The organism is Oleiphilus sp. HI0079 (genome assembly GCF_001635105.1).
The window spans coordinates 1-16,620 of sequence record NZ_LWFT01001094.1 but is presented as its reverse complement, the minus strand read 5'-3'; the positions used below and the strand labels follow the sequence as shown (position 1 = coordinate 16,620).

Here is a 16,620-nt window from a genome sequence, read left to right as displayed (position 1 = left end):
TTGTCCTATTAGTATCTGGGCGCAAGTGTACTCCGTCATTGCGCGAAACCAAAGTCAATAATTTAAAACTGCAAATATTATAGAAGAGCTATTGTATGGCGCGTTCAAAGTCCAGTGGTCGTTGGCTTAAAGAGCATTTTGATGATCAATATGTAAAGCGTTCGCAAGAAGACGGCTATCGTTCTCGTGCGAGCTATAAACTCATCGAGCTGCATGAAAAAGACAAGTTGTTTAAAAAAGGCATGACGGTGATTGATCTGGGTGCGGCGCCGGGCGGGTGGACTCAGGTTGCAGCAGAGTACATTGGTGATTCTGGAAAAGTGATCGCGAGCGATATATTGCCGATGGATCCGCTGCCAGACGTGACGTTTGTGCAAGGTGATTTTACGGATGACGATGTCTTCGAAATGATTTTGGCAGAAATAGATGGCAAGGTAGATCTTGTAATCTCAGATATGGCCCCCAATATGAGTGGTAACTCTGCAGTTGATATTCCTTCTGCGATGTACTTGGTTGAGCTAGCTTTAGATATGTCCGCTCACACCTTAAAACCAGGCGGAAACTTTGTGGCAAAGGTATTTCAAGGTGAGGGCTTTGATGCTTTGCTAGCGCAAATGCGCACAATGTTTACGAAAGTATATTCCCGTAAACCGGATGCATCGCGTGCTCGGTCGAGAGAAATATACCAGATAGGAATAGGTTACAAAGGCCAGTAGCAGCGGGTTATCAAAGTATTGTTAAAGGCTTTAGCAAATTTTCATTCGCTCGCCGAATGAAAACTGTAAATATGTAGGTTCGGTAAATAGTATATTTAAGAATCTGGTTGTATATTTTACTTCGTATTAAACACACAACTTTTCACAAGTGAGGGGCTTCCCTTGAACGATATGGTCAAGAATTTAGTGCTTTGGTTGGTGATTGCTGCAGTTTTGCTGACAGTGTTCAACAACTTTAGTGCGCAGCAGAAAACACAACCAATGAACTACTCACAGTTTATTGAGTTAGTACAAAGCGGTCAGGTGCGTCAGGTTGTGATTGATGGGCTGCATTTTGAGATTGAGACGAGCGATCAGCGTAAGTACTCAACGGTAAGACCAATGGTTGAAGATCCGAAATTAATGGATGAGCTGATCAACAATAACGTCACTGTTATTGGTAAAGAGCCTGAGAAGCAAAGCATTTGGTCTCAGCTGCTCGTCGCGTCATTTCCGATTTTGGTGATTATTGCTGTGTTTATGTTCTTCATGCGGCAGATGCAAGGAGGGGGTGGCGGCAAAGGACCGATGTCTTTTGGAAAAAGCAAAGCGCGTTTGATGAGTGAAGATCAAATTAAAACCACTTTTGCTGATGTTGCTGGCGTCGATGAGGCGAAGGAAGACGTTAAAGAGCTTGTCGAGTTTTTGAGAGATCCTAGCAAATTTCAACGCTTGGGTGGTCAGATTCCAAGAGGCGTTCTCATGGTTGGTCAGCCAGGTACGGGTAAGACATTGCTCGCCAAAGCGATCGCTGGTGAGGCAAAAGTGCCTTTCTTTTCAATTTCAGGTTCTGACTTTGTAGAAATGTTTGTTGGTGTGGGTGCTTCTCGTGTTCGCGACATGTTTGAGCAGGCGAAGAAGCAGTCACCATGTATTATTTTTATCGATGAAATCGATGCCGTTGGACGTCATCGAGGCGCGGGTCTAGGTGGTGGTCATGATGAGCGTGAACAGACGCTGAACCAATTGCTTGTCGAGATGGATGGTTTTGAGGGGAATGAGGGTGTCATTGTTATTGCCGCGACCAACCGTCCTGATGTCCTTGATCCTGCCTTGTTGCGACCGGGGCGCTTTGACCGACAGGTAGTGGTTGGCTTGCCTGATATTCTTGGGCGAGAGCAAATCTTGAAAGTACACATGAAAAAGGTGCCTTTGGATGACGACGTTGAGCCAGGTTTAATCGCTCGAGGAACGCCGGGTTTTTCTGGCGCAGACTTGGCTAATTTGGTGAATGAGGCGTCTTTGTTTGCAGCGCGCGCGAACAAGCGCACTGTTTCCATGGTTGAGTTTGAGTTGGCGAAAGACAAAATCATGATGGGTGCTGAGCGTAAGTCGATGGTGATGTCTGAGAAAGAAAAGCTCAACACGGCGTTTCACGAGGCAGGGCATGCGATCGTTGGGCGCTTGATGCCAGAGCATGATCCGGTTTACAAAGTCAGCATTATTCCTCGCGGCCGTGCACTGGGTGTCACTATGTTTTTGCCGGAGGAAGATCGCTACAGTATGAGTCGGCAGCATTTAATTAGTAATATTTGCTCGCTTTACGGAGGGCGAATTGCTGAAGAGATGACGTTAGGCCCCGAAGGGGTCACTACTGGCGCCTCTAACGACATTGAGCGGGCAACAGAAATAGCGCGAAATATGGTCACGAAATGGGGGCTTTCAGAGAAGCTTGGTCCACTGAAATATGACGAAGCACAAGAAGAAGTGTTTCTAGGCAAATCTGCAGGCGGTGGAGCTTCTCATGTAGCGGCATCAACTCAGGCAAGCATTGATACTGAAGTGCGTTCTATTATCGATGAGTGTTATGCGCGTGCTCAAAAAATCCTGGAGGATAATCGCTCAAAACTGGATGCAATGGCTGATGCCTTGATGAAGTATGAGACGATCGATTCGCCGCAGATTGACGATATTATGAATGACAAGACACCTCGCCCGCCGAAGGGTTGGGGCGGAAATAGTGACTCAGGTAGTACTGGTGGTTCATCTGCTGTGGCGGATGATGCTGTGGAGGCGTCTAAGTCTGATCCAAAGTCCGAACCTCCTGTTGATGGTGTGGGTGGCCCGGCTGAAGGGCACTAATACTTCGTCCTGAAATTTAAAATGAATAAGGGCGCGACGAAAGTTGCGCCCTTTCTTTTTGGTCAAAAAGGTATGGATTTTACTAGGGCCCAGGTAATGGGTGTTTTGAATGTTACGCCGGACTCTTTCTCCGATGGAGGCAGATACTCGAGAGTAGAGGCTGCTCTGGAGCAAGCGCTTAGAATGGTAGATGATGGCGCCTCAATCATCGATATTGGCGGTGAGTCTACGCGTCCAGGCGCAGCAAAGGTGAGTGAGCAACAAGAGCTTGACCGGGTAATGCCTGTTGTTGAGCGTTTGAGGTGCGAGTCCGACGTTGTTATTTCTCTTGATACGAGTACTCCTGTGGTTATGAGGGAAGGTTTGGCGCTCGGAGTGCAGATGATAAATGATGTGCGTGCTTTTCAGAGGGAGGGTGCGTTGGAGGCGATCCAAGGAAGTGCGGGTTATTTTTGTCTTATGCATATGCAGGGCGAGCCAGATACTATGCAGCATGCGCCGCGATACAAGAGTGTGGTTCAAGAAGTTTCTGCGTTTTTGAGGGAGCGCGCTGCCGCTCTAAGTTCCTATGGTATTGCGAAGGAGCAGATCCTATTGGATCCTGGGTTTGGGTTTGGAAAAACACTTTCTCATAATTATAGTCTTCTCAAACATTTAGCCGATTTGAAAACCCTTGATTTTCCGCTTCTGATCGGAGTCTCTCGTAAATCTATGATTGGAAATGTTCTGGAGAAAGGAGTTGAGGGTAGGCTTTTCGGGAGTGTTGCTGCGGCTTTGTTGGCTCTTGAGCGCGGTGCGGCTATTCTTAGGGTACATGACGTTGCACCTACCATGGATGCGGTAAAGATTTGGTCTGCTATGCAGGCCGCAGAATAGAAATAAGAGAGAGTTGTATGGCTGACAGGAAGTATTTTGGGACAGATGGTATTCGTGGTCGTCTTGGTCAGGGGGCGATTACGCCTGAATTTATGCTCAAACTGGGCTGGGCATGTGGGCAGGTTTTTAAAAAACAGGGTTCGGCGAACAAAGTCATTATCGGAAAGGACACAAGGATCTCCGGTTATCTATTTGAGTCGGCTCTGGAGGCCGGCTTAGCAGCAGCCGGAGTTGGTATCCGTTTGATTGGTCCTATGCCTACGCCAGCCGTTGCCTATTTGACACGTACATATCGGGCGAACGCAGGCATTGTCATCAGTGCTTCTCACAATCCCTACGAAGATAACGGCATTAAGTTCTTCTCGTCTAAAGGCATGAAGTTAGACGACGAGGTTGAGCTTGAAATTGAGAAATGGCTCGAAAAGGATCTGGAGGTTGTGCCTCCAAGTGAATTAGGTAAAGCCAAAAGGATTGATGATGCGGTCGGGCGCTACGTTGAATATTGCAAGAGTACAATTCCGAGCCAGATGAGTCTTGAAGGTATGAAGATTGTACTTGATTGTGCGCATGGCGCTACTTATCAGGTGGCTCCTTATGTATTTCGGGAGTTGGGAGCGGAGGTTGTTGCAACAGGCGTCGAGCCGGATGGTTTGAACATCAACAAAAACGTCGGTTCGACGAGCCCTTCTGCTCTCGTCGAGCGAGTTCTGCTAGAGCAGGCTGATCTTGGTATTGCCTTCGATGGAGATGGTGACCGTGNTGTGATGGTGACGGCTGAGGGGGCGATTGTCGATGGTGACGAACTGATCTTTATCATTGCGAAAGATCGGCATTTACAAGGTGCGCTTGACGGTGGTGTGGTCGGAACTCAGATGACAAATTTTGGGGTCGAAGTTGCCTTTGGTGCTCTAGATATCCCTTTTTCCCGCGCTAAAGTGGGCGATCGTTACGTTATGGAGCAGCTTAAAGCAAATGAATGGTTGCTTGGTGGTGAGGGTTCAGGACATTTGATCTGTTTTGATAAGTCAACAACAGGTGATGGGATTGTATCTGCGCTGCAGGTCTTAAGGGCAATGTGGCGCAGACAGTTGTCGCTGTCGGCGTTAGCGGGAGAAATGTCCAAGTTACCGCAAGTTCTCAAAAATGTGCGGATTGCTGAGCGATGCGATCCTATGGAAAATCCGCACGTAGCGCAGGCGGTTGCCGATCAAGAAAAACGCTTTCACGGTAAAGGAAGAGTGTTGCTGCGCGCCTCTGGCACTGAGCCTTTAATTCGCGTAATGGCAGAGGGTGAAGACTCGCAATTAGTCGACCAAGTTGTCGATCATTTGGTGGGTGTTGTTTCTGACGTTTTGGCTTAGCTATTTTGGGTTTTATACGTCTTGTAGTTCGGGCGCAACTCGGTTAGTATTTGCGCCCGCTTGAACTGAGGTAGAACGATGCGTCGCAAAATTGTTGCTGGTAATTGGAAAATGAACGGTGACATCGACTTTGCGAATAAGTTCTGCGCAGATTTGCGAAAGAGATTGTCAGGTTCTCGAATGGCTTGCGACGTCATGGTTGCACCGCCGGCGCCTTATCTCTCCATCATGTCGGACGCATTCTCGGACGCTGATGTCACATTGGTGGCTCAGAACGTCGCGGAGTATGCCGGTGGGGCGTATACGGGTGAGGTGTCTGCTGCTATGTTGAAGGATTTTGGCTGTGGAGCGGCACTAATAGGCCACTCTGAGCGAAGAACTTTGTTTGTTGAATCGGATGAACGGGTCGTTGAAAAAATGAGCCGTTTATTGGAGCAGGGTATAGCCCCTATTTTGTGTGTCGGTGAATCGCTTGAAGAGCGGGAGTCTGGCAATGCGAAGGATGTGGTGGGTGCTCAGGTAGACTTTGTTTTGAGTCGGTTTTCCGCAGAGCAGCTATCTAATTTGGTGATAGCGTATGAGCCGGTTTGGGCGATAGGGACTGGTAAAACGGCATCGCCAGAACAGGCTCAAGAGATGCATGCGCATATTCGCAATGTGGTTGCGCAAGCTGATACGAACTTGTCGGATGGTATGAGTGTTCTGTATGGCGGTAGCGTAAACGCGGCTACGGCTAAAGAATTGTTCGCTCAACCGGATATTGATGGTGGTCTTGTTGGTGGGGCCTCTTTAAAAGTTGAAGATTTTTACGCGATTTGTCAGTCATTCTGATCAGTCGCAGTTTGTAGTAGGTTGCAGGTAATATGGAATTTTTGGAAACATCGGTCATCGTTGCCCACATTTTGGTTTCTCTGGCGCTTGTAGTGCTTGTCCTGCTACAGCAGGGTAAGGGTGCTGAAGCGGGCGCGTCGTTTGGTGGTGGCGCGTCGCAGACAGTGTTTGGTAGTCAGGGTAGTGGTAATTTTCTGACTCAGTCGACTAAGTGGTTGGCGGTGGTTTTTTTCGCAACCAGTATTGGTCTTGCATACATTGCAAAAGAGCAGGCTGCTCTGAGCGTTCAGGCCGCAACGACGCTTGTGCCGGTTGATCAGGTTGAGGGTGATGCTGAGTCGGTATCAAACTCTGAAGAAATGCTTGAGTTAGAATCGCAAACCGAAGACAATGCTGCTCCGGAGTTGGAGTAACGAAAGATTTCGATCTTGTTGGTAACGATTAGCGTTGCTTAACAGAATCTAGCCGATGTGGTGGAATTGGTAGACACGCCATCTTGAGGGGGTGGTGAGCTATGCTCGTGACGGTTCAAATCCGTCCATCGGCACCATCTTTAAGAGCCCGCGCTTTTACTTTAGTAGGTGCGGGCTTTGTTTTTGTGAACCTAGGTGTTATTGAGTTGACCCGTGTGGTCGTGCTGCCTATAATGCCGCGTGTAGTTGGGAGTGACTTGGTTCTCAAGTCTGAGCGATGGCTCGCCAATTTGGCTCTCCTTACAGCAGTTTTGTAAAGAGCCCCTCACTGTTAGGGGCTTTTTTATACTGATGGGCTTTGTGCCCATTTTTTGTTTGTGGAAATGGCGAACAACGCGGCGGAGGCGGCAGTGGCGGCAAAAAAACAGCTACTTGATGACATGATTAGGCCGGTAGTCGAAGGATTAGGTTTTGAGTGCTGGGGGATAGATTATGTTTCCCAAGGCAAGCACTCAATGCTGCGGATTTATATAGAAAGCAAAGATGCTGGCGAGCTTTCTGAAGTTGGTGAAGACGGGAAAGAGCGCGAGAGTGGGATTGAGTTAGGTGACTGTGAAGCAGTGAGTCGCCAACTCAGCGCAGTTCTCGACGTAGAAGATCCTATATCGGGCGACTATACGCTAGAGGTTTCATCACCGGGAATGGATAGAGCGTTATACGAGTTAGCGCATTACGAGCGATTCAAAGGGCATCATGTCGCGCTAAAGTTGCGCATGCCTTTTGAGGGGCGACGCAAGTTTAGTGGTGTACTGAAAGGCGTTGAAGGCAGTGATGTGATTGTGCAGGTGGACACCGAAGAGTTCTTGTTCCCTGTGGAAGGAATTGAAAAAGCGAATATCGTACCGCAATTTGATTGATATAGATTTATTGGAGCAAACGACGCGATGAACAAAGAAATTCTGCTGGTTGTTGAGGCGGTGTCTAATGAAAAGGGCGTAGATAAAGACGTTATTTTTGAGGCGATAGAACTGGCGCTGGCAACGGCAACCAAGAAGCGTTACGAGGAAGAAGAAGAGGCGGATATTGTTGTAAGCATTGACCGCAAAACCGGTGAGTATGACACTCACCGTCGTTGGCTTGTGGTTGATAACGACGCCGTGCCTGCTCTTGGCACTGAATTGACGATGCAAGAAGCAGAAGAAATTGATAGCAAGCTTCAGCCAGGTGATATTCATACAGAGCAAGTAGAATCGATCGCGTTTGGACGCATTGGTGCGCAGGCTGCAAAGCAAATTATCGTTCAAAAGGTTCGTGAAGCGGAGCGTGAGAAAATTGTTGATGGATACCGAGATCGTGTTGGTGAGTTGGTCTCTGGCACGGTTAAAAAAGTAACGCGTGATAATGTGATTGTTGATCTGGGGAATAATGCCGAAGCGCTGCTTCCTCGTGAAAACTTGGTTGGTCGTGAAGTGTTTCGAATGGGCGATCGGGTTCGTTCGTTATTGCTCGAGATTCGTCAGGATCTTCGTGGTCCACAATTGATCCTTAGCCGCTCAGCTTCAGAAATGCTTATCGAGTTGTTCCGCATCGAAGTGCCTGAAATTTCCGAGGAAGTCATTGAAATTCGTGGTGCAGCGCGAGATCCAGGTTCGCGTGCAAAAATCGCGGTCAAGACCAATGATAAGCGTATTGATCCTGTTGGCGCATGTGTGGGTATGCGTGGAGCGCGCGTGCAGGCTGTCTCAGGTGAGCTTGGCAACGAGCGTATCGATATCGTTCTTTGGGACGACAACCCAGCTCAACTTGTGGTCAATGCAATGGCGCCGGCCGAGGTTGCATCGATCGTTGTTGATGAAGATACGCATTCTATGGACGTTGCTGTTTCTGATGAAAATCTTGCGATGGCGATCGGTCGAGCCGGTCAGAACGTGCGTTTGGCAGCTCAGCTCACCGGTTGGGAGCTGAACGTGATGTCGGAAGAGGAAGCGGGTAAGCAGCAGGAAGAAGAAGTTGGTAAGTATGTAGATCAGTTCGTTAAAGCCTTAGATGTTGATGAAGAATTAGCCGTTGAATTGGTTAATGAAGGTTTCACAACTCTCGAGGAAGTAGCATACGTACCTTTAGAAGAGATGTTGGCGATCGATGCGTTTGACGATGATATCGTTGAAGAGTTGCGTCGTCGTGCAAAAGACGCCTTGTTGAATCAGGCGCTAGCAACAGAAGAGAAGCTGGAAGGAAGTGAGCCGGCTGAAGACTTGTTGAATATGGAAGGAATGGATCGTCACTTGGCGCTAACGCTTGCAAGTAGCGGCGTAATTACGATGGAAGACCTAGCAGAGCAATCAATTGATGAGTTGATGGAAGTGGAGGGCATGACTGAAGAACGTGCCGGTGAACTTATCATGACAGCTCGTGCACCATGGTTTGAAGAGAGCCAAGACTAAGAGACGTCGAGTCGGGAGAAATATAGTAATGTCAGATGTAACAGTTAAACAGCTAGCGGAAGATATCGGTGCGCCGATAGAGCGTCTTCTGCAGCAAATTGTTGACGCAGGACTCGATGCACGTGGAGCAGATGGTACTGTGTCACCTGATGAAAAACGAGAGCTTCTTGCGCACTTAAAGCGTGTTCATGGTGAGGCGGATTCTGAACCGAAACGCATTACGTTGAAGCGCAAAACGCAAACAACGCTGAAGATGAGCGGTGGTCAGGGCAAAACCAAGACGGTTAATGTTGAGGTGCGTAAGAAGCGGACCTATGTTAAGCGTCCAGAAGCAAGCGTAGAGCTTGAGAAACAGAAAGCTGAACAGGATGCAATCGCAGCGAAGCAAGAGGCCGAAGATGCGGCTCGTAGAGATGCGATAGCCAAGCAACGTGAAGAAGAGGAAAAAGCAAAAGCTGAAGCTGAGGCGAAGCGCGTGGCAGAAGAAACAGCCAGCAAGCAAAATGCCAAGCCTGGTCCGAAAAGCGTTGCCCCTGCCCCTGAGTCTGAGGCAGACAAAGCGAAGAAGCGTTCCAAGAAAAAGGGTCATGAAGAGCGTGATGATAGTTCTGATGACAAGCGGAACAAGCACAAGAAGTCCGCTGGTCATCGTGGACCTCGCCAGCGTGAAGAAGAAATTGATATTCACGCAGTTAATGCGGCGAAGACGATCCTTGATGAGGATGCAATCGAGGAAGAAATTCAGCCTCGTAAACTGAAGGCGAAGAAGCGTAAGAAGACGCATGCCTTCGAAAAACCGAGTGCCCCCGTTGTGAAAGAAGTATCTATTGGTGAAAGCATTGTTGTTAGCGAGCTAGCTGACAAGATGTCGTTAAAGGCAGTACAGGTTATCAAGACTCTTATGGGGCTCGGCGTTATGGCGACGCAGAACCAGACAATCGATCAGGAAACAGCAACGCTCGTGGTTGAAGAGTTGGGCCATAAAGTGAAGTTGTTCCAGGAAGATGCGATTGAAACTGCCTTGATTGAAGGAATTAATTACGAAGGCGAAGAGCGGCCCCGAGCTCCAGTTGTCAGTGTTATGGGGCATGTCGATCATGGTAAGACGTCTTTGCTTGATTACATTCGTCGAGCAAAAGTTGCTGCGGGAGAGTCTGGTGGTATTACGCAGCATATCGGTGCCTACCATGTAGAGACTGGCCACGGAATGATTTCGTTCCTAGATACACCCGGACACGCAGCATTTACTGCAATGCGAGCGCGTGGTGCTCAGAGTACAGATATCGTTATTCTTGTTGTTGCAGCTGATGATGGCGTGATGCCGCAAACTGAAGAAGCGGTTCAGCATGCTCGTTCAGCAGGTGTACCGATCGTTGTTGCGGTTAACAAGATGGACAAAGAAGCTGCCGATCCTGATCGGGTAAAAAATGAGCTAGCAGCAAAAGACGTTATTCCCGAAGATTGGGGTGGTGACGTGCAGTTTGTCCCTGTTTCAGCTCATACGGGAGACGGTATTGATGCACTGCTGGATGCCGTTTTGCTCCAGTCAGAGATGCTCGAGTTGAAGGCGGTTCCATCGGCCCCAGCGAAAGGCGTTGTTGTTGAATCTAGTCTCGATAAAGGTCGAGGTGCTGTCGCTACAGTTCTGGTTCAGAATGGTACGCTTAAGCGTGGCGATATCGTCATTGCGGGCACATTCTATGGGCGTGTTAGAGCCATGATGGATGAAGCTGGCCGTGCAACCGAAGAGGCTGGCCCTTCTATTCCAGTTGAGATTCTTGGTCTGAACGGCACGCCTGACGCAGGTGATGATTTTGTTGTTGTTGCTGATGAGCGCAAGGCGCGTGAGGTGGCTGAGTTCCGTGCGGACAAGCAACGTAAAGATCGTTTGGCGCGTCAGCAGGCGGCGAAACTAGAGAATATGTTCGCAAACATGGGCTCTGATGAAGTTAAAACGCTAAACATTGTCCTTAAAACAGATGTTCGTGGCTCTCTTGAGGCGTTGACAGCTGCATTAAATGACATTGGAAACGATGAAGTTCAGGTCAAGATTGTGAGTAGTGGTGTTGGCGGTATCACCGGTACTGATGCGAGTTTGGCGCTTGCAACCAATGCAGTAGTATTTGGTTTTAATGTTCGTGCGGATGCGCAAGCAAGAAAGATTATTGAAGAGGAAGGTCTAGATCTTCGTTACTACAGCGTTATTTACGAAATCATCGATCACGTTAAGCAAGCGCTTAGTGGAATGTTGGCTCCTGAATTCCGTGAAGATATTGTCGGTGTTGCCGAAGTGCGTGATGTGTTCAAGTCGCCTAAGTTTGGCCAAGTCGCTGGCTGCATGGTGATTGAAGGCACAATTTACCGAAACAAGAAAATCCGTGTTTTGCGAGATGATATCGTGATTTTTGAGGGTGAGCTTGAGTCACTTAGACGCTTTAAAGACGATGTGAATGATGTTCGTAACGGAATGGAATGTGGTATCGGTGTTAAGAACTACGATGTGAAAGTTGGAGACAAGATCGAAGTCTTCGATAAAGTATCAATCGCACGTACCTTGGCATAAGCAGTAACGAGTAGGAGTACCTGAATGGCACGAGAATTTAGCCGTACTGATCGAATTAGCGATCAAATTCAAAAGGATTTGGCGACTTTGATTCGTACCGAGATGAAAGATCCTCGTGTCGGAATGGTGACGATAAATGATGTTAATGTTGCGCGTGACCTCGGTTTCGCCGACGTTTACATCACCTTGCTCACGCTTGAGGAAAACGATGCTAACTCAGATTCTGTTAAGCAGACGCTGAAAGCATTGAATTCTGCGGCTGGTTTTTTGCGCAGTCAGTTGGGCAAAATGATCAAGCTGCGCACCNTTCCTCAATTGCGCTTTCATTTTGATAGCTCGGTCGGTCATGGTCGTAAGCTTGATGCGTTGATCACTAAAGCGCGTAAGAAAGACTCAACGTCTTCTTCTGAAGAATCAGACGACGTTTAAGTCGCTGTTGCTGTATGGGGAGGCGTAAAAAAGGTCGACTTTTAGATGGTGTGCTGTTACTCGACAAGCCTTTAGATATCACGAGTAATGGCGCTCTACAAAAGGTTCGATGGCTGTACGATGCTCGTCGTGCAGGTCACACCGGGGCTTTAGACCCCCTCGCGACGGGTGTTTTGCCAATTTGTTTTGGTGAGGCAACCAAGTTTGCCAAATATCTTCTTGAATCGGATAAAGCGTATTATACAACAGCGCAACTTGGCGAGATTCGCGAAAGCGGTGATAGTGAAGGTGAGGTTGTCGAAACGCGTGACCTGCCTGTTTTAAATAAAGAGATTGTTGAATCCGTTCTAGAGAAATTTCGTGGTGAGACATTGCAAGTTCCCACCATGTATTCCGCACTAAAGCATCAGGGGCGCCCACTCTATGAGTGGGCTAGAAAAGGGATAACGGTAGAAAGAGAAGCAAGGCCGATTAACGTGCCAACACTCCGCCTTGATGACGTGACCAGAGACACTTTGTCTTTGTATGTTGAGTGCTCCAAGGGCACGTATATCCGTTCTTTGGTTGAAGATATTGGTCTTGAGCTAGGGTGTGGTGCTCACGTCTCTATGTTACGGCGCTCTAGGGCGGGGCATTTCGAGTTATCAGAGACGGTGACGCTTGAGGATCTGAAAAGCCTGGAAGGCAAGATTGAGCATCTTGATGCGTTTCTTCAGCCGATAGACATTTTGTTACCAAATTTACCGCATATTAGTGTAAATAATTCCCAAACAAGGTCGCTATTGCAAGGGCAACCGGTTAGAATATCGCCCGCTGAAAACTCTGGCCTGCATCGTGTTTATGCGCCAAAGCAAGCTGTAGAGGATTTAGTTGGGCCAATTTTGAATATCGCCAAGGCGAGTGCGCTTGGTGAAGAATGGTTGTTTGCCGGCGTAGTAGAAGTTAACGACGGTGAAGCCAAGCCAAAACGGCTTTTAAATTTTATGGCGGAGTCGTAAGACGCTTGCCAATAGGTATTAGCCCTAAACTGTACGTATGCGCGGTTTCTGGGTTTTAACTTAGCATATTGAGGAAAATATCATGGCACTAAGTGCAGCTGAAAAAGCAGAAATTCTTAAAGATTACCAACAAGCTGAAGGTGATACCGGTTCTCCTGAAGTACAGGTTGCTTTGTTGACGCACAATATCAACAAGCTTCAAGGTCACTTCAAGTCAAACAAACAGGATCACCACTCACGTCGCGGTCTTATCCGTATGGTTAACCAGCGTCGTAAGTTGCTAGACTATTTGAAAGGAAAAGATGCAGATCGTTACCTTTCTTTGATTGGTCGTCTAGGTCTACGTCGATAATCGCTATTATCGTTACGTTGAGATCGATAGGGTCTATGGTTTTAAGCCAAACCCAAAGGTAGTTGTAGTACCGGAGCGCTCTGTGAGCGCTCCGGTATTTTCGTTTTAAAGGCATCGCGATCTTGCGTTGCAGATAAGATAAAGTATTTTTAGTAGTGCCCCGCATGGGTGGGGCTTATCAAGTAGGGAGTTTTGCAGCGTTGCAGTAAAGTTTTATCGCTGAGTGCTTTTCGTCGAGTTGGGAACAAGTAGACCTAAATCCGTTAAAAGAGCATTCAAGCATAAAGCTTTAGTTGTAGTGATGTGTGAAGCGACCTTTTAGTCAGTAAATAACGTAAAGGAGCCGATGTGAATCCGGTAACTAAACAATTTCAATATGGAAACTCAACCGTCACGCTAGAAACAGGGCGCATTGCACGACAAGCTGCAGGCGCTGTGATGGTTACAATCGATGATACGTGTGTATTAGTCGCAGTGACTGCGTCGAAGCAAGCAAAGCCTGGTCAGGACTTTTTCCCTCTTTCTGTTCACTACCAAGAGCGCCAATACTCGGTTGGTAAAATCCCTGGTGGTTACATCAAACGTGAGAATCGTCCAAGCGAAAAAGAAACGCTTACTTCGCGCTTGATTGACCGTCCAATTCGACCGCTATTCCCAAATGGTTTTGTAAACGAAGTTCAGGTTGTTTGTCAGGTTATGTCTGCAAACAAAACGCAAGATCCAGATATCGCGGCAATGATCGGTACTTCTGCGGCACTCGCCATTTCAGGTATTCCATTTGCAGGCCCAATCGGTGCAGCGCGTGTTGCGTTCACTGATGAAGATGGTTACTCGCTGAACCCGACGAACGAAGAGATCCGTAATTCTCTTCTAGACATGGTTGTCGCAGGTACACAAGACGCGGTACTGATGGTTGAATCAGAAGCGAAAGAGCTTACTGAAGACGAAATGCTAGGTGCGGTATTGTTTGCGCATAAAGAGATGCAAGCAGTGATAACAGCAGTTAAAGAATTTGCTGCCGAAGTTGGCACTGAGCAATGGGAATGGGCTGCTCCAGAAGTGAATACGACTCTAGCTGATGCTATCAAGTCTCAGTTCGAAGAGGGCATTACCAAGGCTTACAGCACAAGTGACAAAATGGAGCGTTACAGCGCGCTTTCTGAGTTGCGCAACCAAGCCGTTGCGGCAATCGCAACAGGCGAAGAAGGCGCTGCAAGCGAAGAAGACGTTAAAGCGTACTTCAGCAAGCTTGAGAAGCAGGTTGTTCGTAGCCGTATTATTGCAAAAGAACCTCGTATCGATGGCCGTGCAAACGACACGGTTCGTCCAATTTCTGTTGAAGTTGGCGTTCTGCCAAATGCGCACGGTTCTGCATTGTTTACCCGTGGTGAAACACAGGCAATCGTTGCTACTACTCTTGGTACAGCGCGTGACGCACAGATCGTTGACACACTTGAAGGCGATACCAAAGAACACTTTATGTTGCACTACAACTTCCCTCCTTACTCTGTAGGCGAGTGTGGTCGTATGGGTGCGCCAGGTCGTCGTGAGATTGGTCACGGTCGTCTTGCGAAGCGTGGTGTTCAAGCGCTTATGCCTAACGAGGAAGAATTCCCGTATGCAGTGCGCATCGTTTCAGAAATCACTGAATCGAACGGCTCAAGCTCTATGGCGTCTGTTTGCGGCTCAAGCTTGGCATTGATGGATGCGGGTGTTCCACTCGCTGCACCAGTTGCTGGTATCGCGATGGGTCTTGTTAAGGAAGGCGAAGGTTTCGCAGTTCTTACAGACATCCTTGGCGACGAAGACCACCTTGGTGACATGGACTTTAAAGTTGCTGGTACTGATGAAGGTATTACAGCACTTCAAATGGACATCAAGATTGAAGGTATCAACGAAGAGATCATGACCATTGCGCTTAAGCAGGCTCAAGATGCTCGTTTGTACATTCTCGGTGAAATGAACAAGGTTATCGACAACCCACGTGAGAGCCTTTCAGATAAAGCGCCTGCGATGCATTCTTTGTCGATTCACCCTGACAAGATTCGCGACGTTATCGGTAAAGGTGGTGCGACTATCCGTTCTATCACTGAAGAGACTGGTGCTGCGATCGACATCGAAGACGATGGCTCAATCCGCGTTTACGCTGAAAACAACGACGGCGCACAAGCTGCCATCAACAAGATCATGGCAATCACTGCAGAAGCAGAGGTTGGCCAGGTGTACGAAGGTAAAGTTGAGCGCATCGTCGACTTTGGAGCATTCGTTAATATCTTACCTGGTAAAGATGGTTTGGTTCACATCTCGCAAATTGCTGAAGAGCGTATCGAGAACGTGACAGACGTGCTTTCTGAAGGTCAGATGGTTAAAGTGAAGGTCCTTGATGTTGACAACCGTGGTCGTATCAAGTTGACGATGAAAGACGTTGTTGCTGACGCTGAAGTCTAACTTTAGCTGATCAAATAGCGCGCTAGCGGTATGATATATCGCTCGCGGCTTTCGTGAAAAAGGAGCTCATGTGAGCTCCTTTTTTGTAAGCGTATAGCGAGTATTAGCAAAGATTGACCGGAACACGATATGACTAAGCACTTCACCCGTTCACAACACGAGATTGCCAGCCGAGCCTTGCAGGATTTCTTTATGCTCAATGTGCCTTTGGCGCGTGCGGCGGAGATCTCCGTGCACTCTTATGATGGCGAAAAACTGGTTTTTAAGGCGCCGCTAGAACCCAATATCAACGATAAGGGTACGGCGTTTGGTGGCAGTATTTATGTCTTATGTGTTTCGACAGCGTGGGGTATGAGCTCTATCAAGGCGCAAGAACTAGGGCTCGATGGTGAGCTGGTTGTTGCGAAAGCCGAGATCGAATATCTGCGTCCGCTTAATGAGGATCTCCACGCAGAGGCGGTATCTCCAGATGAAGAATCACTTCAACACTTTAAAGAGAGCTTCGAGCGGCATGGTAAAGCGGTGTTTGAACTGGACGTGGTTGCGAACAATTCTGAGGGAAAAGCCTGTGCGCGTTTTAGAGGTAAATATGCCTTACTGAAACGCAAATAGTTGGAATTTTTAACGCAAAGGGAGGTTTGTCGCCTCCCTTTTTAATGCCTCTTACTTAATGATTTGGCGTGATGCGTTAAGGTACCTGGCTCCGCTTTCGCGAACTTTATCGGCATTTGCGTATTCAGTTGCCTGATGCACGGCCTCCAGATCTTCGGCTACGGTATACATTGAGCTGGTGATGAAAGCCAAAGCGTCTTCCATGGTGTAGGTCAATTCGTGGATCTCATGCAGTGCAAGGGAGTCCAGTTCCCCGTTCAATTTATCTTCAAAGCGCTGGTTGTAATCGTTAAAAACGGCCACAGCTTGAGAAAGCTCCGTAAATGTCTTGCCTTTAAAGTGCTCCGGCTGCTCGCCGTATGCGGCCGAGCCAATGCTGAGAGAAAGGACTAGGGTTGAAAGAAGGTATGTCGGTTTCATGATGTGCCTCTATATTGCAAATAATAATAATTCGTA

General features: G+C 48.0%; 15 protein-coding genes and 1 tRNA gene. 15 read left to right on the top strand and 1 reads right to left on the bottom strand.

The genetic code is table 11. The features are described 5' to 3' along the window. Positions 1–95 precede the first annotated feature (95 nt). From rlmE to A3750_RS19385, 15 genes are all read left to right on the top strand, one after another. Entirely contained in the window at positions 96–716 is a 621-nt protein-coding gene (gene rlmE / locus A3750_RS19455; RefSeq protein WP_068465219.1) for a 23S rRNA (uridine(2552)-2'-O)-methyltransferase RlmE, read from the top strand. A gap of 162 nt (positions 717–878) precedes the next feature. Beyond that, positions 879–2,837 (top strand): ATP-dependent zinc metalloprotease FtsH, encoded by a 1,959-nt coding sequence (ftsH, locus tag A3750_RS19450; protein WP_197466487.1) that lies wholly within the window; start codon positions 879–881, stop codon positions 2,835–2,837. 72 nt (positions 2,838–2,909) lie between these two features. After that, positions 2,910–3,713: a dihydropteroate synthase gene (folP, locus tag A3750_RS19445; RefSeq protein WP_068458507.1), complete on the top strand. Its 804-nt coding sequence runs from the start codon at positions 2,910–2,912 to the stop codon at positions 3,711–3,713. 17 nt (positions 3,714–3,730) lie between these two features. Beyond that, positions 3,731–5,074, top strand: coding sequence for a phosphoglucosamine mutase (glmM, locus tag A3750_RS19440; RefSeq protein ID WP_068548661.1), 1,344 nt, complete (start codon positions 3,731–3,733; stop codon positions 5,072–5,074). 78 nt (positions 5,075–5,152) lie between these two features. After that, positions 5,153–5,905, top strand: a complete 753-nt coding sequence (gene tpiA / locus A3750_RS19435; RefSeq protein WP_068548659.1) for a triose-phosphate isomerase — start codon at positions 5,153–5,155, stop codon at positions 5,903–5,905. Between the two features lie 32 nt (positions 5,906–5,937). Continuing rightward, entirely contained in the window at positions 5,938–6,318 is a 381-nt protein-coding gene (secG, locus tag A3750_RS19430) for a preprotein translocase subunit SecG (RefSeq protein WP_068458497.1), read from the top strand. A gap of 51 nt (positions 6,319–6,369) precedes the next feature. Further along, a tRNA-Leu gene (locus A3750_RS19425) sits at positions 6,370–6,455 on the top strand. A gap of 273 nt (positions 6,456–6,728) precedes the next feature. Beyond that, entirely contained in the window at positions 6,729–7,235 is a 507-nt protein-coding gene (gene rimP, locus A3750_RS19420; RefSeq protein ID WP_068458505.1) for a ribosome maturation factor RimP, read from the top strand. A 27-nt stretch (positions 7,236–7,262) separates the two neighbouring features. Continuing rightward, positions 7,263–8,762, top strand: coding sequence for a transcription termination factor NusA (nusA, locus tag A3750_RS19415; RefSeq protein WP_068465222.1), 1,500 nt, complete (start codon positions 7,263–7,265; stop codon positions 8,760–8,762). 28 nt (positions 8,763–8,790) lie between these two features. Beyond that, the gene (gene infB / locus A3750_RS19410; RefSeq protein WP_068452730.1) at positions 8,791–11,325 is read left to right on the top strand and encodes a translation initiation factor IF-2; all 2,535 of its coding nucleotides are present in this window, start codon (positions 8,791–8,793) and stop codon (positions 11,323–11,325) included. Between the two features lie 24 nt (positions 11,326–11,349). Then, a complete protein-coding gene (gene rbfA, locus A3750_RS19405) occupies positions 11,350–11,754 on the top strand; it encodes a 30S ribosome-binding factor RbfA (RefSeq protein ID WP_068548656.1) in 405 nt (134 codons plus the stop codon). A gap of 14 nt (positions 11,755–11,768) precedes the next feature. Continuing rightward, positions 11,769–12,752, top strand: coding sequence for a tRNA pseudouridine(55) synthase TruB (truB, locus tag A3750_RS19400; protein WP_068452735.1), 984 nt, complete (start codon positions 11,769–11,771; stop codon positions 12,750–12,752). An 82-nt stretch (positions 12,753–12,834) separates the two neighbouring features. After that, positions 12,835–13,104 (top strand): 30S ribosomal protein S15, encoded by a 270-nt coding sequence (gene rpsO / locus A3750_RS19395; protein ID WP_068452738.1) that lies wholly within the window; start codon positions 12,835–12,837, stop codon positions 13,102–13,104. A gap of 348 nt (positions 13,105–13,452) precedes the next feature. Continuing rightward, a complete protein-coding gene (gene pnp, locus A3750_RS19390) occupies positions 13,453–15,552 on the top strand; it encodes a polyribonucleotide nucleotidyltransferase (RefSeq protein WP_068452740.1) in 2,100 nt (699 codons plus the stop codon). Positions 15,553–15,681: 129 nt separating this feature from the next. Beyond that, positions 15,682–16,164: a YiiD C-terminal domain-containing protein gene (locus A3750_RS19385; protein WP_068452742.1), complete on the top strand. Its 483-nt coding sequence runs from the start codon at positions 15,682–15,684 to the stop codon at positions 16,162–16,164. 51 nt (positions 16,165–16,215) lie between these two features. On the opposite strand, the gene A3750_RS19380 is transcribed toward A3750_RS19385, so the two are convergent. Then, complete coding sequence (locus A3750_RS19380) at positions 16,216–16,584, bottom strand: DUF6746 family protein (protein ID WP_068452743.1); 369 nt, start codon at positions 16,582–16,584, stop codon at positions 16,216–16,218. Positions 16,585–16,620 lie beyond the last annotated feature (36 nt).

What these genes read in the sequence shown, in the direction of transcription:
- A3750_RS19385 (WP_068452742.1), top strand. Translation starts at nt 15,682, where the DNA reads ATGACTAAGCACTTCACCCGTTCACAACACGAGATTGCCAGCCGAGCC.
- rlmE (WP_068465219.1), top strand. Translation starts at nt 96, where the DNA reads ATGGCGCGTTCAAAGTCCAGTGGTCGTTGGCTTAAAGAGCATTTTGAT.
- A3750_RS19380 (WP_068452743.1), bottom strand. Translation starts at nt 16,584, where the DNA reads ATGAAACCGACATACCTTCTTTCAACCCTAGTCCTTTCTCTCAGCATT.
- secG (WP_068458497.1), top strand. Translation starts at nt 5,938, where the DNA reads ATGGAATTTTTGGAAACATCGGTCATCGTTGCCCACATTTTGGTTTCT.
- rpsO (WP_068452738.1), top strand. Translation starts at nt 12,835, where the DNA reads ATGGCACTAAGTGCAGCTGAAAAAGCAGAAATTCTTAAAGATTACCAA.
- truB (WP_068452735.1), top strand. Translation starts at nt 11,769, where the DNA reads ATGGGGAGGCGTAAAAAAGGTCGACTTTTAGATGGTGTGCTGTTACTC.
- infB (WP_068452730.1), top strand. Translation starts at nt 8,791, where the DNA reads ATGTCAGATGTAACAGTTAAACAGCTAGCGGAAGATATCGGTGCGCCG.
- tpiA (WP_068548659.1), top strand. Translation starts at nt 5,153, where the DNA reads ATGCGTCGCAAAATTGTTGCTGGTAATTGGAAAATGAACGGTGACATC.
- nusA (WP_068465222.1), top strand. Translation starts at nt 7,263, where the DNA reads ATGAACAAAGAAATTCTGCTGGTTGTTGAGGCGGTGTCTAATGAAAAG.
- folP (WP_068458507.1), top strand. Translation starts at nt 2,910, where the DNA reads ATGGATTTTACTAGGGCCCAGGTAATGGGTGTTTTGAATGTTACGCCG.